The following is a 24,980-nucleotide window of genomic DNA, read 5'->3' on the forward strand; positions in this document are numbered from 1 at the left end:
CGCTATATGCACGATGAACGTCCCTCCGGTCTGTGTTCTCCTGTGTTGACCTTTAGTAAGAATAGATGTTCGGTTGGGGTTGTGAGGGCGGGTTGTCAGTGGAGTATTGCTGGGTTTGACAAGGCCTCATCCCGAGCAAGCTCGCTGCCACATGGGACCTGTGCGTACCACAACCCTGTGCGAGCTTGCTCGCGATAGGGCCCGCCCTGATTCGCAGCTATTATTCCTGCTGCCAACGCCTTAATGCCCAGGCATGCTTTTATTTAAGCGCGCAGAATGGCGTCATATCGCAAACACCACGGGTGACGAAATGCCTGACTCATCGCAACTGATCATCGGGGCCGATCTTGCCGGCCAACCTGTCGCCCAGGCCATGCGCCTGGCGAACCGCCATGGACTGGTGGCGGGTGCCACCGGCACGGGCAAGACCGTTACTCTGCAGCGCCTGGCCGAGATGTTCAGCGATGCCGGCGTGGCCGTCTTCGCGGCAGACATCAAGGGCGACTTGTGCGGCCTCGGTGCTGCCGGCGCTCCCCAGGGCAAGATCGCCGAGCGTATCGCCGGCATGCCTTGGCTTGGCCACAAGCCCCAGGCTTATCCGGTGACGCTGTGGGACATTCACGGCCAATCGGGTCATCCGCTGCGCACTACCTTGAGTGAAATGGGCCCGTTGTTGCTCGGCAGCCTTTTGGAACTGACGGACAGCCAGCAATCGGCGTTGTACGCGGCGTTCAAGGTCGCTGATCGGGAAGGCCTGCTGCTGCTGGACCTCAAGGACTTGAAGGCGCTGCTCAACCACCTCAAGGACAACCCCGAATTGCTAGGGGACGATGCCGCCTTGATGACCACGGGTTCCAGCCAGGCGCTGATGCGACGCTTGTCCACGCTGGAACAGCAAGGGGCCGACGCCTTGTTCGGTGAGCCGGCGTTGCAGTTGGAGGACATTCTGCAACCGGCGAGCGATGGTCGCGGCCGTATTCATCTGCTGGACGCCAGCCGCCTGGTCCATGAAGCGCCGAAGGTCTACGCGACATTCCTGCTGTGGCTGCTGGCCGAGCTGTTCGAGCAACTGCCCGAGCGCGGCGACGCGGACAAACCCTTGCTCGCGCTGTTCTTCGACGAGGCGCACCTGTTGTTTGCCGGCACGCCCAAGGCGCTGCAGGATCGCTTGGAACAAGTGGTGCGACTGATCCGCTCCAAGGGCGTCGGGGTGTATTTCGTGACCCAGTCGCCGGGGGATCTGCCGGACGATGTGCTGGCACAGTTGGGATTGCGCATCCAGCACGGCCTGAGGGCTTTTACCGCCAAGGAACAGAAGTCCTTGCGGGCGGTGGCGGAGGGTTTCCGACCGAACCCGCAATTCGATGCCTTGGCGGTACTCACCGAACTGGGCATCGGTGAAGCCCTGGTCGGCACCCTGCAAGAAAAAGGCACGCCGGAAATCGTCCAGCGCGTGCTGGTGGCGCCGCCGCAGTCGCGTATCGGGCCGCTGAGCGAAGCCGAGCGGGCCGGGTTGATTGCCAGTTCACCGTTGCAGGGACGTTACGACAAGCCTATTGATCGCGAGTCGGCCTATGAAGTGCTGATGGGCCGCAAGGGGCTGGAACCGCAAGCCGAAGCGACACCGGGCAAGCCCACCGCTGAAGAGCCAAGCTTTACCGAAAAGGCCGGGGAGTTCCTTGGCACCGCGGCGGGCCAGGCCTTGAAATCAGCGATGCGCCAGGCGGCCAATCAACTGGGTCGGCAGTTGGTGCGGGGGTTGATGGGGTCGTTGTTGGGTGGCAGTAAGCGGCGGTAGATCGAAGAACGAGTCGCGCCCATCGCGAGCAGGCTCGCTCCCACAGTAGGTTTCTGCCAGATACAAAATTTGTGTTCGCCAGATCCCCTGTGGGAGCGAGCTTGCTCGCGATAGCTATCTAACAGGCGCCGGAAATCTCAATCCTTGGGCCGCGCATGTGCCGCCAACCGCTCCAGCGCCGCCTTCAGGTTAGGGTCGCTGATGCCCTCGGCGGTGGCCTGGATGGTCGCGGCCGCGTCGGTGGACAGGTCCAGGGTATGTCCCTTGGCGCCGGCCTGTATGGTCGGCGGCTGGACCTTGAACAGGATCCGCGTCAGGTTGGCGAATTCATCGAATGCCTGCAATTGACGCAGCAGGCGCTTCTGTTGGTAGCGCAGGCGCGTGGCCCAATGGCCGTCAGTGACGATCAGCAACAAGCTGCCTTCGCGCCAGGACGCTACGTGGCAATGCTCACGCGCGGCGGGCTGCAACTGGCTGTCCACCAGCCGTTGCAGATGACCGAGGCGCCTGGCGTGGCCGAAAATGGCTTTCAGCGGCTTGGCTTCGCGCAGCAGAACGGCGGGCGCCTTGGCTGGAAGAGGGCGGAAGGCCATGGTTGAATACCGCAAAATGACAGAGGCGCCATGGTAGCAGAAGCACCGGTCGCCCCGCCGCCCTGTCGCCCAGCGGCTTTAATCCCACACAATCAATAAGTAACTTATGCGCTTTGTGGGTTGAAGTTCGCGCAAAAGCCCTTATTTTAGGGAGGCCCCGTCACAGCGCTGTGCCAGCATCGTGGAATAACGCCACTTTCCTCACCATCGTTTCCGGGTAGAATGCTCGTTCGCATGCGGCCATGAGGGCTGCACGGGCGACTCACGGGGCCGCCCTCCATCCCTTTAGTGTGGAAGATCCTGCCGATATGTTTGCGCCTTTGTTAAAGAAACTTTTTGGAAGCAAGAATGAGCGTGAAGTCAAGCGCATGCTCAAGACGGTACAGATCGTCAATGCCTTCGAAGAGCAAATGGTGGCCCTTTCGGACGATCAGTTACGCGCCAAGACCGCCGAATTCAAGGACCGCATCGCCAAGGGTGAGACCCTTGACCAGATCCTGCCCGAAGCCTTTGCGGTCTGCCGCGAAGCCGGCAAGCGGGTCATGGGCATGCGTCACTTCGACGTCCAGTTGATCGGCGGCATGACCTTGCACGAAGGCAAGATCGCCGAAATGCGTACCGGTGAGGGCAAGACCCTCGTGGCGACCCTGGCGGTGTATCTCAATGCATTGTCCGGCAAGGGCGTACACGTGGTCACGGTCAACGATTACCTGGCCCGCCGCGACGCCAACTGGATGCGCCCGCTCTACGAGTTCCTCGGCCTGACCGTCGGCGTCGTCACGCCGTTCCAGCCGCCGGAAGAGAAACGCGCCGCCTACGCCTCGGACATCACCTACGGCACCAACAACGAATTCGGCTTCGATTACCTGCGCGACAACATGGCGTTCAGCATGGAAGAAAAATTCCAGCGTGAACTCAACTTTGCCGTCATCGACGAAGTCGACTCCATCCTCATCGACGAAGCCCGTACCCCGCTGATCATTTCCGGTCAGGCCGAGGACAGCTCCAAGCTGTACATCGAGATCAACAAGTTGATCCCGCAGCTCAAGCTGCACGTGGAAGAGGTCGAGGGCGAAGTCACTCAGGCCGGTCACTACACCGTCGACGAGAAGACCCGCCAGGTCGAGCTCAACGAATCCGGCCACCAGTTCATCGAAGAGATGCTGACCCGCGTCGGCCTGCTGGCAGAAGGCGAAAGCCTGTACTCGGCCCATAACCTGGGCCTGCTGACCCACGTCTATGCCGGCTTGCGTGCCCACAAGCTTTTCCACCGCAATGTCGAATACATCGTGCAGGACGGCCAGGTCGTGCTGGTGGACGAGCACACCGGCCGCACCATGCCGGGCCGTCGCCTGTCCGAAGGCCTGCACCAGGCCATCGAGGCCAAGGAAGGTCTGAACATCCAGGCCGAGAGCCAGACCCTGGCCTCCACCACCTTCCAGAACTACTTCCGCCTGTACAACAAGCTGTCCGGCATGACCGGTACCGCTGACACCGAAGCGTTCGAGTTCCACCAGATCTACGGCCTGCAAGTGGTGGTGATTCCGCCGAACAAGCCGCTGGCGCGCAAAGACTATAACGACCTTGTGTTCCTGACCGCCGAAGAGAAATACGCGGCGATCATCAATGACATCAAGGAAGGCATGGCCCAGGGCCGTCCTATCCTGGTGGGCACCGCCACCATCGAGACCTCCGAGCACATGTCCAACCTGCTCACCAAGGAAGGCATCGAGCACAAGGTCCTGAACGCCAAGTTCCACGAGAAGGAAGCCGAGATCATCGCCCAGGCCGGTCGCCCGGGTGCGTTGACCATCGCCACCAACATGGCCGGCCGTGGTACCGACATCCTGCTGGGCGGCAACTGGGAAGTGGAAGTCGCTTCCCTGGAAAACCCGACCCCCGAGCAGATCGCGCAGATCAAGGCCGACTGGCAGAAGCGTCACCAGCAAGTGCTCGAATCCGGCGGCTTGCAGGTGATCGCTTCCGAGCGTCACGAATCCCGCCGTATCGACAACCAGCTGCGTGGCCGTGCCGGTCGCCAGGGTGACGCAGGCTCCAGCCGCTTCTACCTGTCCCTGGAAGACAGCCTGATGCGCATCTTCGCCTCTGACCGGGTGAAGAACTTCATGAAGGCCCTGGGCATGCAGCCAGGCGAGGCGATCGAGCACCGCATGGTGACCAACGCCATCGAAAAGGCCCAGCGCAAGGTCGAAGGCCGCAACTTCGATATCCGCAAGCAATTGCTGGAGTTCGACGACGTCAACAACGAGCAGCGTAAAGTGATCTATCACATGCGCAACAGCTTGTTGGCCGCCGACGACATTGGCGAAACCATCGCCGATTTCCGTCGTGAGGTGCTCGACGCGACCATCAGCGCCCACATCCCGCCGCAATCGTTGCCGGAACAGTGGGACGTCGCAGGGTTGGAAGCCTCCCTGCGCAGCGATTTTGGCGTGTCGTTGCCGATCCAGCAGTGGCTCGACGAAGACGATCACCTGTACGAGGAAACCCTGCGCGAGAAGCTGCTGGCCGAACTGATCGCCGCGTACAACGAAAAAGAAGACCAGGCCGGCGCCGAGGCGCTGCGTTCCTTCGAGAAGCAGATCGTTCTGCGCGTGCTGGACGACCTGTGGAAAGACCACTTGTCGACCATGGATCACCTGCGCCACGGTATTCACTTGCGCGGCTACGCCCAGAAGAACCCGAAGCAGGAATACAAGCGCGAGTCCTTCACGCTGTTCTCCGAGCTGCTGGATTCCATCAAGCGCGACTCGATTCGTGTGCTGTCCCACGTTCAGGTTCGCCGCGAAGACCCGGTTGAAGAAGAAGCTCGCCTGCGCCAGGAAGCCGAAGCCTTGGCTGCCCGCATGCAGTTCGAACACGCCGAAGCGCCAGGGCTGGAAGTGGCCCAGGCGATGGAAGAAGGTGTCGACGTGGATGTTGCACTGGCCACCGCGCCGGTGCGCAACGAGCAGAAGCTGGGCCGTAACGAGCTGTGCTATTGCGGCTCGGGCAAGAAATACAAGCATTGCCACGGGCAGATTCAATAATCCCGTTTCAACGCTGAACGACCCGCGCCGCGACAGGTAACCCCTGTCGCGGCGTTTTGCCATTTGATTCGCCGTTTCGATGAAGACGGCGTCGATTTATCTATTAAGGAGCGCATTCATGGCTGTTGGTCTTGGTCCGTTGCCAACGTTGCACCCGGTTGCCGGTTTTGAACTCGGTATCGCCTCGGCGGGCATCAAGCGCCCCGGGCGCAAGGATGTGGTGGTGATGCGTTGCGCCGAGGGTTCGACGGTCGCGGGCGTGTTTACCCTCAATGCGTTCTGCGCCGCGCCGGTGATCCTGGCCAAGCAACGCGTGCAGGGACCGGTGCGTTACCTGCTGACCAACACCGGTAACGCCAATGCCGGCACCGGCGCGCCAGGCCTGGCCGCCGCCGAGCGCACCTGCGCCAAGCTGGCTGAACTGACGGGCGTCGACGCCAACCAGGTACTGCCTTACTCCACCGGTGTAATCGGCGAACCACTGCCGGTCGAGAAAATCGAAGGCGCGTTGCAAGCCGCCCTTGATGACCTCTCGGAAAACAACTGGGCCGCCGCCGCCAGCGGCATCATGACCACTGACACCCTGCCCAAGGGCGCGAGCCGCCAGTTCCAGCACGACGGCGTCACCGTCACGGTCACCGGCATCAGCAAAGGCGCCGGCATGATCCGCCCGAACATGGCGACCATGCTAGGCTACATCGCCACCGACGCCAAGGTTTCGCGCCAGGTGCTGCAAGACCTGATGCTCGACGGCGCCAACAAGTCGTTCAACCGCATCACCATCGACGGCGACACGTCTACCAATGACTGCTGCATGCTGATCGCCACTGGCAAGGCCAACCTGCCGCAGATCACCGAGGCCAGCGGCCCGCTGTTCATGGCCCTCAAGCAGGCGGTGTTCGAAGTGTGCATGGAAGTGGCCCAGGCCATCGTCCGTGACGGCGAAGGCGCGACCAAGTTCGTGACCGTGCAGGTCAATGGTGGGGGCAATCACCAGGAATGTCTGGACGTCGGCTACACCGTGGCGCACTCGCCACTGATCAAGACCGCATTGTTCGCCTCCGACCCGAACTGGGGCCGTATCCTCGCCGCTGTCGGCCGTGCCGGCGTGCCTGAGCTGGACGTGAGCAAGATCGACGTGTTCCTTGGCGAAGTGTGCATCGCCAGCCAGGGCGCCCGCGCCGCAACCTACACCGAAGCCCAGGGCGCGGCCGTGATGCAGCAGGAAGAGATCACTATCCGCATCGAGCTGGGACGGGGTGATTGCAGCGAAACCATCTGGACCACTGACCTGTCCCACGAGTACGTAAAGATCAACGCTGAGTATCGGACTTAAGACCGAGGCGCTCCTATCGCGAGCAAGCTCGCTCCCACAGGGCAACAGTGTCGTTCGTGTGGGAGCGAGCTTGCTCGCGATGGGCCGGAACCGACTCCATCAACGCTGAGGAATAGCGCGGTGAAACGAATCCACGTAGCGGCGGCGGTCATTCGCGATGCCGCCAGCAGAATCCTGATCGCCCGGCGGGCCGATACCCAGCACCAAGGTGGCCTGTGGGAGTTTCCTGGCGGCAAGGTCGAGGCGGATGAATCCGTCGAGATCGCCCTGGCCCGGGAGCTTCATGAAGAATTGGGCATCGTTGTCGGCGCCGCTCGGCCGCTGATCAAGGTGCGTCATGACTACCCGGACAAGCAGGTGTTGCTGGACGTCTGGGAAGTCTCGGCGTTCAGTGGCGAGCCCCACGGTGCCGAAGGCCAGCCGTTGGCCTGGGTGACGGCCCGTGAGTTGACGAATTATGAATTTCCGGCGGCCAATCAGCCGATCGTCGCGGCGGCCCGTTTGCCGGGCGAGTACCTGATTACGCCCGAAGGCCTCGAAACGCCGGCCTTGCTGCGCGGCTTGCAGAAGGCGATCGGGGGTGGGATCAAGCTGGTCCAACTGCGCGCGCCCAACGGCTACGATCCGCAATACCGTGATCTGGCGGTGGACGCGGTGGGGTTGTGTGCCGGCAAGGCCCAGCTGATGCTCAAGGGGCCGTTCGAATGGCTGGGGGATTTCCCGTCGGCCGGCTGGCACATCACCGCCGCACAACTGCGCAAGCATGCGGCGGCCGGTCGACCGTTCGGCAAGGATCGCTGGCTGGCAGCCTCGTGCCATAACGCAGAAGAGCTGTCCCTGGCGCAGCAGATGGACGTGGATTTCGTGACGCTCTCGCCGGTGCAGCCGACCCAGACCCATCCCGATGCCAAGCCGCTGGGATGGGACGAAGCGGCGCGGTTGATCGAGGGCTTCGACAGGCCGGTCTACCTGTTGGGCGGAGTAGGGCCGGATGAGCGGCAAAAGGCATGGGACGCCGGGGCTCAGGGCGTGGCGGGGATTCGGGCGTTTTGGCCTGAGGCGTGAGAGTGTGGTGCAACAACTGACGCCATCGCGAGCAAGCTCGCTCCCACATTGGATTTTTGGCGGTCACAAAACCCCTGTGGGAGCGAGCTTGCTCGCGATGGCGGACTGACAGATCAGCTTCCAGGCTTGGTCGCCGCCTCCCAAAGTACCTCAGCCACCCCTTGGCGCCGGGCAATGAGCCGCGCGGCCACGAACAACAGATCCGACAACCGATTGATGTAGGCCAGCCCCGGCCCGGCCAGCGGCTCCACTGCGTTCAATTGCTGGCAACGACGCTCGGCGCTGCGGGCCATGCTTCGGCAGACGTGGGCTTGGGCGATCAGGGAAGAGCCGCCGGGCAGGATGAAATTTTCCAGCGGCCCGAGCTCTTCATTCCATACGTCGATAGCCGCTTCCAGCCGTTCGACTTCCGCGTTGTCCAAAGCCTGGTAAGCCGGCATCGCCAATTCACCGCCCAGGTCGAACAAGCGGTGCTGACATGGCGCCAACACGGTGATGACGTCTTCCAGCGCGGGATGCCGGGCCGTTTCCTCGGCCAGACCGGCCAGCAACAGGCCCAACTGGCTGTTCAACGTATCCACTTCGCCGATCGCCTCGACCCGCGGGTGGTCCTTCGCCACGCGGCGACCATCCCCCAGCCCGGTTTCACCTTTGTCACCGGTGCGGGTGTAAATCTTCGACAGGCGAAAACCCATTGTTCAGCGCTCCACTTGCTTGTGTTCCTGGGCCACGATCGAAGTGCCCGCCAGCGGCAGGCGCAGGGTGAAGCAAGTGCCCTGGCCTGGCGCGGATTGCACTTCCATCTGGCCCTTGTGGTTGTTGGTGATGATGAAATACGAGACCGACAGCCCGAGGCCCGTGCCCTGGCCGATTTCCTTGGTGGTAAAGAACGGTTCGAAGGTGCGTTTGCGCACGTTCTCGCTCATGCCGATGCCGTTGTCCTCGATCTGGATTTCCGCCCACGGTGGATTCAGCCGGGTACGCAGGATAATACGGCCGGGCTCGCCGTCGTCCTGGCGCTGATGGATGGCCTGGGCAGCGTTTTTCAGCAGGTTGAGCAGCACCTGCTCCAGTTCGTTGGCGGTGCCGGGCACCGGCCCCAGGTTCGGGTCGAACTGACGGATGATGGCCTGGCCCTTGAAGTCGAAACCGATCGCCAGGTCGAAATCGTTGCCGGCAATCTCCACGGCCTGGTCGATCAAAGCGGGCAAGTCGCAGGGGGCCATCTGCCGGGTGCTGCGTCGACTGAAGCTGAGCATGTGGGTGACGATCTTCGCGGCCCGGGCACCGGCCTGCTGGATGCCGTCGAGCAGTTGCGGGATTTCCCGGCTCTCCAGGTAACGGTAGATCACCGGCAACTCGATGCCCAACTGCTCGGCCTGTTCGAGGTTCTTCGGCAGTTCCGCCGACAGGCGTCGGCGGATGTTCTGCACGTTGTGCAGGATCGCTCCAAGCGGATTATTGATCTCATGGGCCATGCCCGCCGCGAGGCCACCGACCGAGAGCATCTTCTCCGATTGCACCATCATTTCTTCCAGCGACAAGCGCTGGGTAATGTCATCGATACGGATCACCACGCCCCGCCCGGCACCGCCCATCAACGGATAGAACGTGAGGGCGTAGTGCCGGGCTTCGTCGTCCTTGGTCCAGGTGACACGCTCGATCTTGGCCACGGTGTGCTGCTCGACCGTCTGCTTGAGCTGTGGCAGATAGGGCTTGAGCGGTTCGAAGGCGAGGAAGATCGGCTGGTTCAGCGCTTCGTCCAATCGTGTGCCGGAGAGCGCGCTGGCTTCCTGGTTCCATTGGGTGACGTAGAGCTGTTCGTCGAGGGCGATCAGGGCCGACGGCATGGAGTCGATGATGCTGTTGAGGTAGTTTTGGAAGCCGGTGAGTTTTTTCTCGATCTTGCTGCGCACCTGGACTTCCAGTTCCAGCTTGCGGTTGGTGTGGCGGGTTTCCTCCGCCAGCCCCTGGGCTTGGTCATAGGCGGCCTGGGAATCGTCACGGGCTCGCTTGAGTTGCTGTTCGCGGGCTTCGATGCGCGACAGCATGGTGTTGAACGCCTCGGCCAGGCTGCCGATTTCGTCGTGGTTGCCCCGGGCGGCGCGCAGGGAATAGTTTTCCTCGCGGGTCACCTGGCGCGACAACTCTTCGAGCTGGTGGATCGGTTGGGTGATCAGCCGCTTGATCTGCTGGGCAATGACCAGCCACAGCAGCACGCTGAAGATGAGGATGCCGAGGCTGGCGGTCAACGTGCCGGTGTAGAACGCGGTGGGCAATTCGCTGCTGGCGACCAGCAAGAGATGGCCCGGCGTGGTGCCGGGACGGGGCAGGGTAATGACCTGGTTGCTGCGAAACTCGCCGGCCTGCCAGGTTTGCATGTGGCGGAAATGTTCCGGCAGCCTGAGTTTTTCGCCCTGTTGCAGCTGGGCCAGCCGTTCGCCTTGTCCATCGTAGAGTGCCGCTGCTCGCAGCGGGGCGTAGCTGTTGAGCTCATCGAGCAGGCGTTGCGCGCTTTGCGGCGATTGCAGCGCGTCGGCGATCAGGCTCGGGTTGGCCACCAGCCGGCCAATGGTCTGCAACGCCTGGGGGGCCATGCTTTCCTGGGAAATGTAATAGGCCGCGCTGATGAAGGTCAGGTTGGCCACCAGCAAAACGGTGGTCAACAACACCAACAGGGCCGCCAGCAGTTTCTGGCCGACCGGTAGATTTTCAAGGCGCTGGCGCAATGGCATCGGACTCGTCGCTAACAAGGAATACGAGGGCCAGCGTAGCCGCTGCTCAGTCGCTGGGCAATCCAAGGTTGTGCAGGTGGGCGATCAGTCGCTCGCGCATTTGTCCGAGATGCGGCACCGCCACGCCATGCCGCTGGGCGACCGCGCAGGCATGGCCGAGCAGGTAGCTGATTTCGGTGCGCCGCTGGTTGGCGACGTCCTGGTACATCGAGGAATAATTGGCGGCGGTGGCCTGGATCACCCGTTCGACTTCCGTCTGCAAGTCTTCGGCCGCCGCAGGCTGGCCGCAGCGTTCAAGCAGGTCGGTGAGTTCGGCGCAAAGGGTCGCCACTTCGCAGCGGTGGTCCTGCAGGCCACCGTTCTTACAATGGTGCAGTACCGTGAGTGGGTTGATCGCACAGTTGAGGGCCAGTTTGCGCCAAAGGCGGGTGAGGATATCGGCGCTCCATTCATGGGGGATGCCGGCGGCGGCCAAGTCATCCAGCCAGACCGGTGCCACCGGCTGGGCCGGATCGCCCAGCCAGGTGAAGCCGTGGCCGGCGAACACCACGCGCCAATCGCCATCGCGAAACGCGCCTTCGGTGCTGGAAGCGCTGATGCAGCGGGCCTGGGGCACGCGGTTCGCCACGGCGTCCTGGCTGCCGAGGCCGTTCTGCAACAGGATCAGTTCCGACTCGGCGCCCAGTCGATGGGCAATCGAAGCCACGGCTGCTTCCGCGTCGTAGGCCTTGCACGCCAGGAGCAGCCGCTGAACAGGCTCGGTGCCTTGCGCGGTTTCGCCGGGCACCGGGTAGCACTGCGCCTGGCCTTGTTCCACCAAGGTCAGGCCGCCGGCCTCGCGGTAAGCCTGCAACCGCTTTTCATTGCGCAGCACCAGCCGCACCGGCAGGCCGGCCCGGGCCAGGCGCGTCGCCCATAACGTGCCGAGGCTGCCGGCTCCCAGGACATGCCAGGTGGTGGACATCAGTTTTTTACTCGGTTTGGCGCAGGCATCTGAAGGGCTCGCGGTAACGGCGGGAAAAGACCCGTTATAATGAGCCCGATTTTAACCACAAGCCAAGTGCGCGCCTTTGTCATGAGCGCGCCTTTTTATTTGGAGAACACTACATGCCGTCATTCGACGTGGTATCCGAACTGGACAAGCACGAAGTCACCAACGCCGTTGAAAACGCCGTCAAGGAACTCGACCGTCGGTATGACCTCAAGGGCAAGGGCAGCTTCGAGTTCAAGGAAAAGGATCTGACTGTCAACCTGACCGCCGAGGCCGACTTCCAGCTTGAGGCGATGATCGAAATCCTCAAGCTGGCGCTGGTCAAGCGCAAGATCGATGTGCAGTGCCTTGAAGTCAAGGACGCCTATGCGTCGGGCAAGCTGATGAAGCAGGAAGCCGTGCTCAAGGAAGGCATCGACAAGGAACTGGCAAAGAAGATCGTTGCCCACATCAAGGACGCCAAGCTCAAGGTCCAGGCCGCCATCCAGGGCGAGCAGGTGCGGGTGACCGGCAAGAAGCGTGACGACTTGCAGGAAGCCATCGCCGCGCTGCGCGGCAAGGAGTTCGGCATGCCGCTACAGTTCAATAACTTCCGCGACTGACACCAGGCTGTTCGCAATGACAGTGGCCAGATGCTGCTCCCGCCGGTAAGGCAGCGACCCATCAAAAAGGCGCTGCTGGATAACCAGCGGAGGCGATGTTTGGCCACACAGTGTTTGCACGGGTGTTGCGTGCAACGGGAAAAAGGAGAACACGATGGACTTGAACGCTGAAGTGGACCACCTGGTCAAGGCTTCCCAGGCTTGGATACCGATGATCATGGAGTACGGCAGTCGTGTACTGCTGGCAATCGTTACCCTGGCCATCGGTTGGTGGCTGATCAACAAGGTTACGCAGAAACTCGGGGCGCTTTTGGCTTTGCGCAACGCCGACCTCGCCTTGCAAGGGTTCATCGGTACCCTGGCAAACATCATCCTCAAGATATTGCTGATCGTCAGCGTCGCGTCGATGATTGGCGTGGAAACCACGTCGTTCGTAGCGGCCATTGGTGCGGCAGGCCTGGCGATTGGCCTGGCCTTGCAGGGCAGCCTGGCGAACTTCGCCGGCGGCGTGCTGATTTTGCTGTTCCGTCCGTTCCGCATTGGCGATTGGATCGAAGCCCAAGGCGTGGCCGGCACGGTCGACAGTATCCAGATCTTCCACACGGTGCTGCGTACCGGTGACAACAAGACAGTTATCGTGCCGAACGGCAACCTGTCGAACGGCATCATCACCAACACCAATCGCCAGCCCACCCGCAAAGTCGTGTTCGACGTGGGCGTGGATTATCAGGCCGACCTGCAAAAGGCTCGGGAAGTATTGCTGGAGTTGGCCAAGGACGAGCGCGTATTGGCTGATCCTGCGCCAGAAGCGGTGATTTCGACCTTGGGCGATAGCTCGATCACGGTTTCCCTGCGTATCTGGGTCAAGACCGCGGATTACTGGAACGTGATGTTCATGCTTAACGAACAGGCGCGGGACCGCTTGAAGGAGGCGGGCATTGATATTCCGTTTCCGCAGCGGGTGATTCGGATGGTTCATGAATCCACGTCGGCGTAACCGCTTCGCTTGTCGGACCCGACCAGGCATCCAAAAGTAGCGAGCATAAAAAAGGCCCATCCGAAGATGGGCCTTTTTTTGATTACCGCAAACTGACTTTCGGCAATTACAGAACCGAAATCGGGTAGTCAACGATCAGGCGGAACTCTTTCACGTCGCCTTCGCCTTCGTCTTCGTTAGCGTAGTGCCAAGCTTGACGAATGCGGAAGGAGAGGTCTTTCGCTGGGCCAGACTGGACAACGTACTTGGCTTCGAAGTTGGTTTCGTTGTGCTTGCCGTTATTGCCGTACAGAGGGTTGCCGTCCTCGTCGCGGTATACGCTGTTAGCAGGCAGATCGGTACCATCAATGTCCCAACCCTTAACGTAGCGGGTCATGAAGCTCAGACCAGGAACGCCGTACTCAGCCATTTTCAGGTCATAACGGATCTGGGCAGATTTCTCGTTAGGCGCGTTGAAGTCGGAGTACTGGATGGAGTTGGCGAGGAAGATCGAGTCGCCGCCGCGGTTGTTCTTGCCCACGCCGATGTAGTCGAACGGCGTGTCGCCGTTGACCTTCTGGAAGGCCACGGTGATGGTGTGTGCTTTCAGGAACGAGAAAGCAGCTGCCAGGGAGAACGTCGTGTTGCTGATGTCACCGGCTTCGGCGCTGCCGGCATCGGTGGTGCGGTAGATGTTACCGTCCAGGTTCAACGACTGATCGCCACCCATTGGGATGGTGTAGTTCAGGTTGGCGTAGTACTGGTTCCAGATGTCTTCCAGCTTGGCGCCGTACAGCGATGCGCTCAGGTTGTCGCTGATCGCGTATTTGCCGCCCAGGTAGTCGATGGTGTTGGCTTCGACGCCAGCGTAGGTTGCGTACAGGCCGCCATTGCGGGAGTTACGATCCTGGCTGGTACCCGAGTAGAAGTGACCGGCTTCGAGGTCAAGGTCTTTGACTTCGCTGCTCTGCAGTTGGAAACCGCTGGCAGTTTGAGGAAGGATACGGGAACCGCCAACGGCAAACACTGGAGCAGTGCTTGGCTGCATGTCACCGACTTTCAGCTCGGTCTTGGAGACGCGGAATTTGATCGCTGCGCCGGCCTTGCCCTGGCTGTCGTTTACATCGCCATCGGCGTCGCGGCTCATGTTGCCGGTGCCGCCGGTGCCGTCGCCACCGTCCAGTTTCAACGCCAGGTAACCGAATGCATCGACGCCGACGCCAACAGTACCTTGGGTGTAGCCGGAGCTGAAGTTGCCCCAGATACCCTGGGTCCAGTCTTTCTGGTCGTTGCCACCGTTTTTGTTATCACGGTTGAAGTAATAGTTGCGCAGCAGCAAGTCGAACTTTGCGTCTTCGACAAAGCCTTTGGCTTCAGACTGGTCACTTACGAAAGGTGCGGCCGTAGCCATTTGAGTACTGGCTGCTGCAGCAACGGCCAGTGCGATCATGCTCCACTTCATCACGCGCATCGTGATTTGCTCCTTTGGTTTTAAGAGTACTGCCGTCCCACCTGTTTTATTATCTGGGCGGCTCTTTCTTTTTGTGTCGGCGCAAACTTATATCACGCCGACATTCTTTGGCGATACTTGCCCATTCAACCTTTCAGCTTCTTTACGACCATGTCGCCAATGGCTCGATCCATGTCGTAATTCAGCTGCTCCGAGGTAGGTGGAAGACAACTTCAAGTTGCTCTTTTTTCCACCATCGGCGTAAAGAGTCCATAAGTACAACGCTTGAAGCTCCTGAGGGCAGCCTTGCCACTTTAATTCTCATGCCTGCAGGTTTCGCGTCCGGCGATGCCCTGTAGGCGATATGGGCATGAATGCAACAAGCATGCACAAACCCGGTTTTCGTTCACATTTTTTTCACATTTTAGCTGCGGTTGCGGCGAAACCTCATGAAACCGGGCTCCAAAGGCCTTGTTTTAAATGGGGTTGACTGCTGGGCAGCTGACATGTTTGAAGCCGATAAACCTCGCGGGACAACCAAAAACGTTACCGGTTCACCCCGTCAGTGGGTAAAACACGGATGCCACGAACACAAAGCGTAGACGCATTGTGCTGTTTTGGTGCAAAAAATTCTCAACGCTGGACGAAAAGAGAACAGCGCTTGTGCCAGCTAGCTGCAAAATGCGCTTTTACGATTCCGGGCGCCCGGTATTGGTGCGCAGTGAACGTTGCGCCGTTCACAGGTATGCTGGCGGCCTGCGTCCGGTGGCAGCCCGAAGGGCGTCGCATCGGGCCATCGATCAACGAGCGAGGAGTACGCCGGTGTTTGCCTTAGATCCACGATTGCAACAAGACACATTGCCCATCGGCGATTTCCCGCTGTGCCGCTTGCTCTTGTCCAATGACTCGAACTACCCGTGGTTCATCCTCGTGCCGCGACGGGAAAATATCAGTGAATTGTTTCAATTGGATGACGCTGATCAATCGCAGTTGTGGAAAGAAACCACGGCACTGGCTGAAACGCTCAAGGACTCGTTCGATGCCGACAAGCTGAATGTTGCAACCTTGGGTAACGTCGTCAGTCAATTGCACATGCACGTGATCGTACGCAAGCGAGAGGATGCCGCCTGGCCGGCGCCGGTCTGGGGCAAGCACCCGGCCCAGCCTTATGATGCCGGGCAGGTAGCGGCCATCCGCGAACGGTTGCGAGCGGTGTTGACCGATGATTTCAAGTTTCTGGAGGGCTGAGACCATGAATCTTGAAGAGCGCGTAACAGACCTGGAAAGCCGCCTGGCGTTTCAGGATGACACTATCCAGGCATTAAATGACGTGCTGGTGGAGCAGCAACGAGTCGTTGAGCGTTTGCAGCTGCAGATGGCGGCGCTACTCAAGCGCCAGGAGGAAATGGCCGGGCAGTTCGAATCCTTCGAGGAAGACGCGCCACCGCCGCATTACTGATCGGTCCGAACGGCAGTCGATAAAAAACCGCGAGCAGCCAGGCTGCGTCGCGGTTTTTATACGCCCGGATCAGCGGCGCGGCAGCGCGGCGATCACGTCTTCGGCCTGTAGGCCCTTGTCGCGATGCATCACCGAGAACTCCACGCGCTGGCCTTCGACCAGAACGCGGTGGCCTTCGCCACGAATGGCCCGGAAATGCACAAAAATGTCATCGCCGGAGTCGCGGGAAATGAAGCCGAACCCCTTGGAAGTGTTGAACCACTTCACGGTGCCGGTATCGCGGTTGGACATGTCGTAGTTCTGTGATGCGGCCGCTGGCGACGACTTCTTGTAGAAGCTGACGGCTAGGTGCAGCAAGACAGCGAGCAATGCCGCGGCCAGGCTGGACAGGATGGCGGGTTGGCCGCCGATTTCCGGCATGGGCGCCAGCAGGGACAGGGTTTGCAAGGCAACAGCCAGTACCAGCAAGCCGCTGACAAGGTTTTGCAGTTGATGACGTGGACCTTTGTTCCAGTAAGGGATGACGGGTGCCAGGGTCAGGTTGAGCAGGCCGAAAAAGGCCAGGTACAGCGCGTCGGGATGTTGCAGGTAAGGTGTGGCTTCGGAACCCAGGCTAGGGATGAAGGACAGCAGCAGGGCAGCTGCGCCCATTAGCAAGTGGACGATTTTCAACATTTTGATTGGCTCACGGTTAAGACAGATCACAAGGAAGAGCTGGTCGGGGGCGGTTCGCTCCAGAAATGAGAGGCGTAGGAACACGCACCCGGATCAGCCTATGCGCGACGCCCGGAAAAATAGGCGTAGCGACACACTGCCTATTTAACAGCAAAGCCGGGGCCTTCTCAAACGTGTTACAGAGGCGCGGCACGCTGTTCGTCGGCCAGGGGCATGGGAGGGACGCTTGCCGGCGACGGGCAATGGATGTTGAATTTTCACCGTCTTGCCGGAACCGTCCGACGTCCCAGCTTGTCGGTTCAGGATGGCTGGCGATTTGTCGCAGGATATCGACCGCGACACCCGCTAGAGTGAATTCACCATCGTCAGGAGATCAACCATGGCAATTGATATCGGTATCAGCGAAGAAGATCGCAAGTCCATCGTCGACGGACTTTCGCGGCTGCTGTCGGACACCTACGTGCTGTACCTCAAGACCCACAACTTCCACTGGAACGTTACCGGGCCGATGTTCCGCACCTTGCACCTGATGTTCGAAGAACAATACAACGAGCTGGCGCTGGCGGTGGATTCGATCGCCGAGCGAATCCGTGCGCTCGGCTTCCCGGCGCCTGGCGCTTATTCGGTGTATGCGCGTTTGTCTTCCATCAAGGAGGAAGAGGGCGTACCGGCGGCAGAGGATATGATCCGGCAATTGGTCGAGGGGCAGGAAGCGGTGACGCGCACCGCCCGCGGTATCTTTCCTTTATTGGACAAGGTCAGCGACGAGCCCACCGCCGACCTGTTGACGCAGCGTATGCAGGTTCACGAAAAAACCGCGTGGATGTTGCGTTCGTTGCTGGAAGATCGCTAAGCCCCGGGCCGGCGATGGTGCTGCCGTTGGTGTCATCGCCCGCCACTGCGTGTAGGAACGCATGATTCATCGCCAGCGCCCTGTTGGCTTGTCCTACGTTGATGGTCAAAAAGTCATCTGGAACTGGCGATCCAGTTGAGCTTCCATAGCACCACAGATCGGTTGTTCCGACTGAGGTTCGTATGGCAAAGGAGTGTCAACGGTATGATCCAAGGAAAAGACCCCAGGGAAAGTGTGCGCGGACGACCGCAGTCCGTGAAGATCGACCCGTTCGTCAGTGGTTTTGACATGCAACTGGCGCGGCCGCTGGCCCGCTCCATCCGACTCAACGGATTCGCCACCTGCCTGCGGCTGGAGCAGGTCTATTGGGATATTCTCGGTGACCTGGCGCAGCTCAACAGCTGCTCCGTCAGCACCTTGCTGTCCCATGTGGACAGGGAGGTCCACCTGCGTCATGGCGGCGTGCGTAATTTCAGCGGGCTGGTGCGCGTTGTCTGCGTGGTTCACAGCCTGAAGGAAATGCACGGGAGTGATCCAGGTCTTGGCTGAACGATATTATCGGCAATGACTGTGCGGTCTTACGGCTGCACAGGCCGCGTTTAATGGATATAATCCCGCTCTTTGCCGCAAAGCCGGGCTTTGCGTGAATAACCTGATCGCCGAGACAACCCCCATGCCGATGTACGACTATCAATGTGCTTCCTGTGGTCATCAGATGGAAGCCATTCAAAAATCAGCGCGGCACCGCTGGTCGATTGCCCCGCCTGCCAGGCGCCGGAGCTGAAAAAGATGCTGTCCATGCCTGGTTTCCGCCTCGGCGGCACGGGCTGGTATGAAACCGACTTCAAGACCGGCGCCAAGAAGAACCTGGCCGGTGGCGACAAGGCTGACTGAGTTGAACACGCGCGGGTTCTTGCACGGGCAGGGCCTCCAACCGAATTTCGAATTACGAGAAGTGAAACCACTACCATGATGCGCAGCCATTATTGCGGCCAACTGAACGAAAGCCTGGAAGGTCAGGAAGTTACTCTTTGCGGATGGGTCCATCGTCGCCGTGACCATGGCGGGGTGATTTTCCTCGATATCCGTGATCGTGAAGGCCTGGCCCAGGTAGTGTTCGATCCTGACCGCGCCGAAACCTTCGCCACCGCCGACCGCGTGCGCAGCGAATACGTCGTCAAGATCACCGGCAAGGTGCGCCTGCGCCCGGCTGGCGCTGGCAACGCCAACATGGCGTCCGGCATGATCGAAGTGCTGGGCTACGAGCTGGAAGTGCTCAACGAGGCGGAAACCCCGCCGTTCCCGCTCAACGAATATTCCGACGTAGGCGAGGAAACCCGCCTGCGCTATCGTTTCATCGACCTGCGTCGTCCGGAAATGGCCGAGAAGCTGCGTCTGCGTTCGCGCATGACCACCAGCATCCGTCGTTACCTGGACGAGAACGGCTTCCTCGACGTCGAGACGCCGATCCTGACCCGCGCCACGCCGGAAGGCGCCCGCGATTACCTGGTGCCGAGCCGTACCCACCCCGGCAGCTTCTTCGCCTTGCCGCAATCGCCACAGCTGTTCAAGCAACTGCTGATGGTGGCCGGGTTCGATCGCTACTACCAGATCGCCAAGTGCTTCCGCGACGAAGACCTGCGTGCCGACCGTCAGCCTGAGTTCACCCAGATCGACATCGAGACCAGCTTCCTCGATGAAAAAGACATCATGGGCCTGACCGAAGGCATGATCCGCAACCTGTTCAAGGAAGTGCTGGACCTGGAATTCGGCGATTTCCCGCACATGACCTTCGAAGAAGCCATGCGCCGCTACGGTTCCGACAAGCCAGACCTGCGTATTCCGCTGGAGCTGGTGGACGTGGCCGATCAGCTCAAGGAAGTGGAGTTCAAGGTATTCAGCGGCCCGGCCAACGATCCGAAATGCCGTATCGCTGCCCTGCGCGTTCCCGGTGGCGCGAGCATGCCGCGCAAGCAGATCGACGACTACACCAAGTTCGTCGGCATCTACGGTGCCAAGGGCCTGGCCTACATCAAGGTCAACGAGCGCGCGGCGGGTGTCGATGGCCTGCAATCGCCGATCGTGAAAAACATCCCGCAGGACAACCTCAACGTGATCCTCGATCGCGTGGGCGCGGTCGATGGCGACATCGTGTTCTTCGGCGCCGACAAGGCCAAGATCGTCAGCGAAGCCTTGGGCGCATTGCGCATCAAGCTGGGTCACGACCTGAAGCTGCTGACCTGTGAGTGGGCTCCGCTGTGGGTCGTTGATTTCCCGATGTTCGAAGAAAACGACGACGGCAGCTTCTCCGCGCTGCACCACCCGTTCACCGCGCCGAAGTGCTCGCCACAAGAGCTGGAGGCCAACCCGGCCACCGCCCTGTCGCGTGCCTACGACATGGTCCTTAACGGCACCGAGCTGGGTGGCGGTTCGATCCGTATCCACCGCAAGGAAATGCAGCAGGCCGTGTTCCGCCTGTTGGGTATCGATGAAGCGGAACAGGAAGAGAAGTTCGGCTTCCTGCTGGACGCCTTGAAGTACGGCGCGCCGCCCCATGGTGGCCTGGCCTTCGGCCTGGATCGCCTGGTGATGCTGATGACCGGCGCCCAGTCGATCCGCGAAGTCATCGCGTTCCCGAAAACCCAGAGCGCGGCGGATGTCATGACCCAGGCGCCTGGCGTCGTGGATGCCAAGGCATTGCGCGAGTTGCACATTCGTCTGCGTGAACAGCCAAAGGCTGAGTAAGGCTGGCTCTTGAGAGGGCGCATCTTCGGATGCGCCTTTTCATTGGGGTCGATATTTTTGCTTGTCGGCTACCGCGCATGCGCGGGGGCGGGCAATGTTCCAGAGAAAAACCGGAGCGAGTTATGGCAGGTCATTCCAAGTGGGCGAACATCAAGCACCGCAAAGAACGTCAGGATGCCAAGAGAGGCAAGATCTTCACCAAGTGGATCCGTGAATTGACAGTCGCGGCCCGCCAGGGTGGCGGCGATCCGGGCTCCAACCCGCGCTTGCGCCTGGCATTGGACAAGGCCTTGGGCGCGAACATGAGTCGCGACATCATCGACCGAGCGATCGCCCGTGGCGCCGGTGCGACCGAGGCCGACAATGTCGAGGAGCTGACTTATGAAGGCTACGGCCCGGGCGGCGTGGCGGTGATGGTCGAATGCATGACCGACAACCGCAACCGCACCGCCGCGGCCGTGCGCCACGCATTCAGCAAATGCGGCGGCAACCTGGGCACTGACGGTTCGGTGGCTTATCTGTTCGAGCGCAAGGGGCAGATCAGCTTCGCGCCGGGTATTGATGAGGATGCCCTGACCGAAGCGGCCCTGGAGGCCGATGCCGATGATGTGGTCGGTCACGAGGACGGTTCGTTCGACGTGTTCACGTCGTTCGCCAGCTTCTATGCCGTGCGCAACGCCCTTGAGGCGGCCGGTTTCAAGCCTGCCGACGCGGAAATCGTGATGCAACCGACCACCAGCGCCGAACTCGACCTGGAAGGCGCCGAGAAAGTGCTCAAGCTGATCGACATGCTGGAAGACCTGGATGACGTGCAGAACGTTTATTCCAACGCTGATATTCCTGAGTCGGTGGCTGAACAACTCGGCTGATAGGCGTAATGCTGCATGAGGTTTGTTTGAAATCATCGTGGCGAGGGAGCTTGCTCCCGCTGGGCTGCGCAGCAGACCTTTTTTGTGAGCGCTTCGCACTCAAGCGGGAGCAAGCTCCCTCGCCACGGATTCACTGAAAGCCTTTGATGAGCTGTATCCTTTTGCAACCGCATTACCTTTCGCAGGCGTTATGACTTTAATCCTTGGAATCGACCCTGGTTCGCGCATCACCGGCTATGGCGTGGTTCGCGACACCGGTCGCGGCTGCGTGTACGTCGCCTCTGGTTGCATCCGCACCGGCGCGGGCGAGCTGCACGAGCGCTTGCAGATTGTTTATCGCGGCGTGCGCGAAGTCATCCAGACCTACGGTCCGGTGACGATGGGCATCGAAAAGGTTTTCATGGCCCGCAATGCCGACTCCGCCCTGAAGTTGGGGCAGGCCCGGGGGGCGGCCATTGTGGCGGGCGCCGAGGAAAGCCTGGAGATTGCCGAATACACGGCGACCCAGGTCAAGCAGGCGGTCGTCGGCACTGGCGCGGCGAACAAGGAGCAGGTGCAGATGATGGTGATGCACTTGTTGAAACTGGTCAGCAAGCCGCAGATAGACGCCTCTGACGCCCTGGCCATCGCCATTTGCCATGCCCACACCCGTTCCAGCCTGTTGCCCCATGGCCTGGGAACCGCACGCAGTCGTGGCGGGCGCCTGCGTCTCTGATAGCATCAGCGCTTCATTCATGAGCCCGAGCGAATTGCGCCTGTGTCGTCGGCCTTCTGCTCGTGTTGTTATTCGCCAGCCAGTGGCTGGCCAACGCCCAAGGATCTGAAACGTGATTGGACGCTTGCGCGGCACCCTGGCTGAAAAACAGCCGCCGCACCTGATTCTGGATGTAAACGGCCTGGGCTATGAGCTCGAGGTGCCGATGACCACGCTGTATCGCTTGCCGTCGGTCGGTGAGCCGCTGACGCTGCACACTCATCTGGTCGTGCGCGAGGATGCGCAGTTACTCTATGGCTTCGTCGGCAAGCGCGAGCGCGATTTCTTCCGCGAGTTGATCCGTCTCAATGGTGTTGGCCCGAAACTGGCCCTGGCCTTGATGTCGAGCCTGGAAGTCGACGAGCTGATTCGTTGCGTGCAGTCCCAGGACACCTCGGCCTTGACCAAGGTGCCAGGGGTCGGCAAGAAAACCGCCGAGCGTTTATTGGTGGAGCTCAAGGACCGCTTCAAGGCCTGGGAAGCCGTGCCGGCAATGTTCGCGCTCGTTCCGAACCAGCCGGATGCGCCCGCACCGGCAGCCAGTGCTGAAAACGATGCGGTCACCGCGCTGATATCCCTGGGCTACAAGCCTCAAGAAGCCAGCAAGGCGATTTCCGCGATCAAGGAAAAAGGCTTGAGTACCGAAGACATGATTCGCCGCGCCCTGAAGGGAATGATTTAAGTGATTGAAGCCGATCGTCTGATTGCCGCCACGGGCGCGCCCCGAGACCGCGAGGAAGTCCAGGACCGCGCGATTCGCCCCGTCAGCCTGGCCGACTATATCGGCCAACCGACCGTGCGCGAGCAGATGGAACTGTTCATCCAGGCAGCCCGTGGACGCAGCGAATCGCTGGACCACACCCTGATCTTCGGCCCGCCGGGCCTGGGCAAGACCACCCTGGCCAATATCATTGCCCAGGAGATGGGCGTGTCGATCAAGAGCACGTCCGGGCCGGTGCTCGAGCGGCCAGGCGACCTTGCGGCGCTGCTGACCAATCTGGAGCCCCATGACGTGCTGTTCATCGACGAAATCCACCGGCTGTCGCCGATCGTCGAGGAAGTGCTGTACCCGGCCATGGAAGATTTTCAGCTCGACATCATGATCGGCGAGGGGCCTGCGGCGCGCTCCATCAAGCTCGACTTGCCACCTTTTACCCTGGTGGGCGCCACCACCCGCGCCGGCATGCTGACCAATCCGTTGCGGGACCGTTTCGGCATCGTCCAGCGCCTGGAGTTCTACAGCAACGCCGACCTGGCAACGATTGTCAGCCGCTCGGCCGGCATCCTCGGGTTACCGCTGGACCCGGACGGTGCGTACGAAGTCGCCCGGCGCGCCCGGGGTACACCGCGTATCGCCAACCGCCTGCTGCGTCGGGTCCGGGACTTTGCCGAAGTCCGGGCCAAGGGCCACATCACCAAGCCGATCGCGGACCTGGCCTTGAACCTGCTGGACATCGACGAGCGCGGTTTCGATCATCAGGACCGGCGCCTGCTGTTGACCATGATCGAGAAATTCGACGGTGGCCCGGTGGGCGTGGACAGCCTGGCGGCCGCCATCAGCGAAGAGCGTCACACCATTGAAGACGTGCTGGAACCCTACCTGATCCAACAGGGCTATATCATGCGCACCCCACGCGGGCGCGTGGTGACGCGTCATGCTTATCTGCACTTCGGCTTAAACATCCCGACACGAATGGGGGAGATGCCGGTGGTAGACGAGTTCCTCGATGCGGTAGACGATTGAGCGCGCGCTGTACGACGACTTTTTTTCAGTTCGTGCTGTCCCAGACCACGCCTGGAGCGTCAATGCGTTCGAGAATGAAAAAACAGTTGCCTGGCCGGATTGGCAACCTGAGGAGTAAGCACTAGAGTATGCGCGCGCAAAACGGGCTGGAGTCGTTCGCACATCGCTGTCGCGTTTATTACGAGGACACCGATGCCGGCGGCATCGTTTACTACGTCAATTACCTCAAGTTTATGGAACGGGCTCGAACCGAACGGCTGCGGGAACTGGGTTTCGCCCAATCCGCGCTGGCAGGGGAGGACCTGTTATTCGTCGTGCATTCCAGCGAAGCGCGCTACCACGCGCCGGCGCGACTGGACGACGAGCTTGTGGTGACTGCCGATGTCATCGAATTGAACCGCGTCAGCCTGCGCTTCAAGCAGCAGGTCAGGCGCGCTGCGGATAATGTGCTGCTCTGCGAAGGGCAGTTTTTGGTGGCCTGTGTGCGCACCCATAGTTTGAAACCCCGGGCCATTCCCGAAGCTCTACGCGCGGCCTTTGCCGGCGTGAGCGGCGCGGGTACACACTCAGAGCAGGAGATAAAGCGTGGAAGCTAACGTCGTCGACCATTCCTCCATGTGGAGCCTGGTCAGCAATGCCAGCGTCGTGGTGCAACTGGTAATGCTGACCCTGGTAGCCGCATCGGTGACCTCATGGATCATGATTTTTCAGCGCAGCAACATGCTGCGCGCCGGTCGCCGTGCCTTGGAGAGCTTCGAAGAGCGCTTCTGGTCCGGTATCGACCTGTCCAAGCTGTACCGCCAGGCCGGCAGCAACCCGGACCCGGATTCGGGCGTCGAGCAGATCTTCCGCGCCGGCTTCAAGGAGTTCTCCCGTCTGCGCCAGCAACCGGGCGTCGACCCTGAAGCGGTGATGGAAGGCGTGGCCCGTGCGATGCGCGTGGCCATCTCCCGCGAAGAAGAAAAGCTCGAACAAGGTTTGCCGTTCCTGGCGACCGTCGGTTCGGTCAGCCCGTACATCGGCCTGTTCGGTACCGTCTGGGGGATCATGAACTCCTTCCGTGGCCTGGCATCCGCCCAGCAAGCGACCCTGGCCACCGTGGCCCCGGGCATCGCCGAGGCACTGATCGCCACCGCCATCGGCCTGTTCGCGGCGATCCCGGCCGTTATCGCCTACAACCGTTTCGCTGCCCGCAGCGAAACGCTGACCAGCCGCTACTACACCTTCGCCGATGAATTCCAGGCGATCCTGCACCGCAAAGTGCACACCAGCGAAGAATAAGCAG

Annotated in this window: 23 protein-coding genes and 1 pseudogene; 18 read left to right on the forward strand and 6 right to left on the reverse strand. The window is 60.8% G+C overall.

The genetic code is table 11. The features are described 5' to 3' along the window. Positions 1-310: 310 nt before the first annotated feature. Positions 311-1,798: a helicase HerA-like domain-containing protein gene (locus J3Q04_RS05790; RefSeq protein ID WP_420765271.1), complete on the forward strand. Its 1,488-nt coding sequence runs from the start codon at positions 311-313 to the stop codon at positions 1,796-1,798. Between the two features lie 137 nt (positions 1,799-1,935). Here J3Q04_RS05790 and J3Q04_RS05795 read toward each other — a convergent pair whose 3' ends face one another. Then, positions 1,936-2,391, reverse strand: a complete 456-nt coding sequence (locus J3Q04_RS05795; RefSeq protein WP_434607456.1) for a DUF721 domain-containing protein — start codon at positions 2,389-2,391, stop codon at positions 1,936-1,938. Positions 2,392-2,699: 308 nt separating this feature from the next. On the opposite strand from J3Q04_RS05795, the gene secA reads away from it, so the two are divergent. The 3 genes from secA to J3Q04_RS05810 all read left to right on the forward strand — a co-directional run bounded on the left by secA (position 2,700) and on the right by J3Q04_RS05810 (position 7,842). Next, complete coding sequence (gene secA, locus J3Q04_RS05800) at positions 2,700-5,441, forward strand: preprotein translocase subunit SecA (protein WP_420765269.1); 2,742 nt, start codon at positions 2,700-2,702, stop codon at positions 5,439-5,441. Between the two features lie 118 nt (positions 5,442-5,559). Then, positions 5,560-6,777, forward strand: coding sequence for a bifunctional glutamate N-acetyltransferase/amino-acid acetyltransferase ArgJ (gene argJ / locus J3Q04_RS05805; protein WP_434607452.1), 1,218 nt, complete (start codon positions 5,560-5,562; stop codon positions 6,775-6,777). A gap of 120 nt (positions 6,778-6,897) precedes the next feature. Next, entirely contained in the window at positions 6,898-7,842 is a 945-nt protein-coding gene (locus tag J3Q04_RS05810; protein WP_420765267.1) for a Nudix family hydrolase, read from the forward strand. A gap of 113 nt (positions 7,843-7,955) precedes the next feature. On the opposite strand, the gene J3Q04_RS05815 is transcribed toward J3Q04_RS05810, so the two are convergent. From J3Q04_RS05815 to J3Q04_RS05825, 3 genes are read right to left on the reverse strand one after another with little or no spacing between them, the layout of a single operon-like run. Beyond that, positions 7,956-8,537, reverse strand: coding sequence for a cob(I)yrinic acid a,c-diamide adenosyltransferase (locus J3Q04_RS05815; RefSeq protein ID WP_420765266.1), 582 nt, complete (start codon positions 8,535-8,537; stop codon positions 7,956-7,958). A gap of 3 nt (positions 8,538-8,540) precedes the next feature. Beyond that, complete coding sequence (locus J3Q04_RS05820) at positions 8,541-10,577, reverse strand: sensor histidine kinase (RefSeq protein WP_434607450.1); 2,037 nt, start codon at positions 10,575-10,577, stop codon at positions 8,541-8,543. A gap of 46 nt (positions 10,578-10,623) precedes the next feature. Next, positions 10,624-11,541 carry a putative 2-dehydropantoate 2-reductase gene (locus tag J3Q04_RS05825; protein WP_420765264.1) on the reverse strand — a complete coding sequence of 306 codons (918 nt, stop codon included), beginning with the start codon at positions 11,539-11,541 and terminating at the stop codon, positions 10,624-10,626. A 143-nt stretch (positions 11,542-11,684) separates the two neighbouring features. Between J3Q04_RS05825 and J3Q04_RS05830 the strand changes: the two genes are divergently transcribed. Both J3Q04_RS05830 and J3Q04_RS05835 read left to right on the forward strand, forming a co-directional pair. Continuing rightward, a complete protein-coding gene (locus J3Q04_RS05830; protein ID WP_003205057.1) occupies positions 11,685-12,170 on the forward strand; it encodes a YajQ family cyclic di-GMP-binding protein in 486 nt (161 codons plus the stop codon). Positions 12,171-12,324: 154 nt separating this feature from the next. Continuing rightward, on the forward strand, positions 12,325-13,167 hold the full coding sequence (locus J3Q04_RS05835; protein WP_420765263.1) for a mechanosensitive ion channel family protein: 843 nt from the start codon (positions 12,325-12,327) through the stop codon (positions 13,165-13,167). A 106-nt stretch (positions 13,168-13,273) separates the two neighbouring features. On the opposite strand, the gene J3Q04_RS05840 is transcribed toward J3Q04_RS05835, so the two are convergent. Next, positions 13,274-14,617: an OprD family porin gene (locus J3Q04_RS05840; protein WP_420765262.1), complete on the reverse strand. Its 1,344-nt coding sequence runs from the start codon at positions 14,615-14,617 to the stop codon at positions 13,274-13,276. Between the two features lie 801 nt (positions 14,618-15,418). Here J3Q04_RS05840 and J3Q04_RS05845 point away from each other — a divergent pair. Next, positions 15,419-15,844 carry an HIT family protein gene (locus J3Q04_RS05845; protein ID WP_420765261.1) on the forward strand — a complete coding sequence of 142 codons (426 nt, stop codon included), beginning with the start codon at positions 15,419-15,421 and terminating at the stop codon, positions 15,842-15,844. A gap of 4 nt (positions 15,845-15,848) precedes the next feature. Continuing rightward, the gene (locus J3Q04_RS05850) at positions 15,849-16,055 is read left to right on the forward strand and encodes a SlyX family protein (protein ID WP_420765260.1); all 207 of its coding nucleotides are present in this window, start codon (positions 15,849-15,851) and stop codon (positions 16,053-16,055) included. A gap of 69 nt (positions 16,056-16,124) precedes the next feature. On the opposite strand, the gene J3Q04_RS05855 is transcribed toward J3Q04_RS05850, so the two are convergent. After that, positions 16,125-16,730 carry a cold shock domain-containing protein membrane protein gene (locus J3Q04_RS05855; protein ID WP_420765259.1) on the reverse strand — a complete coding sequence of 202 codons (606 nt, stop codon included), beginning with the start codon at positions 16,728-16,730 and terminating at the stop codon, positions 16,125-16,127. Positions 16,731-17,109: 379 nt separating this feature from the next. Between J3Q04_RS05855 and J3Q04_RS05860 the strand changes: the two genes are divergently transcribed. The 10 genes and pseudogenes from J3Q04_RS05860 (at position 17,110) to tolQ (ending at position 24,976) form a co-directional block, all read left to right on the forward strand. Continuing rightward, positions 17,110-17,583, forward strand: coding sequence for a Dps family protein (locus tag J3Q04_RS05860; RefSeq protein WP_039591690.1), 474 nt, complete (start codon positions 17,110-17,112; stop codon positions 17,581-17,583). 204 nt (positions 17,584-17,787) lie between these two features. Continuing rightward, entirely contained in the window at positions 17,788-18,132 is a 345-nt protein-coding gene (locus J3Q04_RS05865; RefSeq protein WP_434560329.1) for a ribbon-helix-helix domain-containing protein, read from the forward strand. A 124-nt stretch (positions 18,133-18,256) separates the two neighbouring features. Continuing rightward, a pseudogene (locus J3Q04_RS05870) lies at positions 18,257-18,477 on the forward strand (FmdB family zinc ribbon protein). A 75-nt stretch (positions 18,478-18,552) separates the two neighbouring features. Beyond that, positions 18,553-20,328 carry an aspartate--tRNA ligase gene (aspS, locus tag J3Q04_RS05875; protein WP_420765257.1) on the forward strand — a complete coding sequence of 592 codons (1,776 nt, stop codon included), beginning with the start codon at positions 18,553-18,555 and terminating at the stop codon, positions 20,326-20,328. 122 nt (positions 20,329-20,450) lie between these two features. Then, positions 20,451-21,197: a YebC/PmpR family DNA-binding transcriptional regulator gene (locus tag J3Q04_RS05880; RefSeq protein ID WP_434560327.1), complete on the forward strand. Its 747-nt coding sequence runs from the start codon at positions 20,451-20,453 to the stop codon at positions 21,195-21,197. A gap of 190 nt (positions 21,198-21,387) precedes the next feature. Beyond that, positions 21,388-21,912 carry a crossover junction endodeoxyribonuclease RuvC gene (ruvC, locus tag J3Q04_RS05885; RefSeq protein WP_024776477.1) on the forward strand — a complete coding sequence of 175 codons (525 nt, stop codon included), beginning with the start codon at positions 21,388-21,390 and terminating at the stop codon, positions 21,910-21,912. A gap of 112 nt (positions 21,913-22,024) precedes the next feature. Then, positions 22,025-22,633: a Holliday junction branch migration protein RuvA gene (ruvA, locus tag J3Q04_RS05890; RefSeq protein ID WP_039591695.1), complete on the forward strand. Its 609-nt coding sequence runs from the start codon at positions 22,025-22,027 to the stop codon at positions 22,631-22,633. Then, a complete protein-coding gene (gene ruvB, locus J3Q04_RS05895; protein ID WP_175363048.1) occupies positions 22,634-23,695 on the forward strand; it encodes a Holliday junction branch migration DNA helicase RuvB in 1,062 nt (353 codons plus the stop codon). A gap of 128 nt (positions 23,696-23,823) precedes the next feature. Beyond that, positions 23,824-24,291: a tol-pal system-associated acyl-CoA thioesterase gene (ybgC, locus tag J3Q04_RS05900; RefSeq protein WP_030140799.1), complete on the forward strand. Its 468-nt coding sequence runs from the start codon at positions 23,824-23,826 to the stop codon at positions 24,289-24,291. Beyond that, the gene (gene tolQ, locus J3Q04_RS05905) at positions 24,281-24,976 is read left to right on the forward strand and encodes a protein TolQ (protein WP_030140798.1); all 696 of its coding nucleotides are present in this window, start codon (positions 24,281-24,283) and stop codon (positions 24,974-24,976) included. The genes ybgC and tolQ overlap by 11 nt, the downstream gene beginning before the upstream one ends. Positions 24,977-24,980: the final 4 nt, after the last annotated feature.

The sequence above is a fragment of the Pseudomonas sp. D4-21 genome (assembly GCF_051132125.1).
Taxonomy (GTDB): Bacteria; Pseudomonadota; Gammaproteobacteria; order Pseudomonadales; family Pseudomonadaceae; genus Aquipseudomonas.

What these genes read in the sequence shown, in the direction of transcription:
- J3Q04_RS05790 (WP_420765271.1), top strand. Translation starts at nt 311, where the DNA reads ATGCCTGACTCATCGCAACTGATCATCGGGGCCGATCTTGCCGGCCAA.
- J3Q04_RS05795 (WP_434607456.1), bottom strand. Translation starts at nt 2,391, where the DNA reads ATGGCCTTCCGCCCTCTTCCAGCCAAGGCGCCCGCCGTTCTGCTGCGC.
- secA (WP_420765269.1), top strand. Translation starts at nt 2,700, where the DNA reads ATGTTTGCGCCTTTGTTAAAGAAACTTTTTGGAAGCAAGAATGAGCGT.
- argJ (WP_434607452.1), top strand. Translation starts at nt 5,560, where the DNA reads ATGGCTGTTGGTCTTGGTCCGTTGCCAACGTTGCACCCGGTTGCCGGT.
- J3Q04_RS05815 (WP_420765266.1), bottom strand. Translation starts at nt 8,537, where the DNA reads ATGGGTTTTCGCCTGTCGAAGATTTACACCCGCACCGGTGACAAAGGT.
- J3Q04_RS05820 (WP_434607450.1), bottom strand. Translation starts at nt 10,577, where the DNA reads ATGCCATTGCGCCAGCGCCTTGAAAATCTACCGGTCGGCCAGAAACTG.
- J3Q04_RS05825 (WP_420765264.1), bottom strand. Translation starts at nt 11,541, where the DNA reads ATGTCCACCACCTGGCATGTCCTGGGAGCCGGCAGCCTCGGCACGTTA.
- J3Q04_RS05830 (WP_003205057.1), top strand. Translation starts at nt 11,685, where the DNA reads ATGCCGTCATTCGACGTGGTATCCGAACTGGACAAGCACGAAGTCACC.
- J3Q04_RS05835 (WP_420765263.1), top strand. Translation starts at nt 12,325, where the DNA reads ATGGACTTGAACGCTGAAGTGGACCACCTGGTCAAGGCTTCCCAGGCT.
- J3Q04_RS05840 (WP_420765262.1), bottom strand. Translation starts at nt 14,617, where the DNA reads ATGCGCGTGATGAAGTGGAGCATGATCGCACTGGCCGTTGCTGCAGCA.
- J3Q04_RS05850 (WP_420765260.1), top strand. Translation starts at nt 15,849, where the DNA reads ATGAATCTTGAAGAGCGCGTAACAGACCTGGAAAGCCGCCTGGCGTTT.
- J3Q04_RS05855 (WP_420765259.1), bottom strand. Translation starts at nt 16,730, where the DNA reads ATGTTGAAAATCGTCCACTTGCTAATGGGCGCAGCTGCCCTGCTGCTG.
- J3Q04_RS05860 (WP_039591690.1), top strand. Translation starts at nt 17,110, where the DNA reads ATGGCAATTGATATCGGTATCAGCGAAGAAGATCGCAAGTCCATCGTC.
- J3Q04_RS05865 (WP_434560329.1), top strand. Translation starts at nt 17,788, where the DNA reads ATGATCCAAGGAAAAGACCCCAGGGAAAGTGTGCGCGGACGACCGCAG.
- aspS (WP_420765257.1), top strand. Translation starts at nt 18,553, where the DNA reads ATGATGCGCAGCCATTATTGCGGCCAACTGAACGAAAGCCTGGAAGGT.
- J3Q04_RS05880 (WP_434560327.1), top strand. Translation starts at nt 20,451, where the DNA reads ATGGCAGGTCATTCCAAGTGGGCGAACATCAAGCACCGCAAAGAACGT.
- ruvC (WP_024776477.1), top strand. Translation starts at nt 21,388, where the DNA reads ATGACTTTAATCCTTGGAATCGACCCTGGTTCGCGCATCACCGGCTAT.
- ybgC (WP_030140799.1), top strand. Translation starts at nt 23,824, where the DNA reads ATGCGCGCGCAAAACGGGCTGGAGTCGTTCGCACATCGCTGTCGCGTT.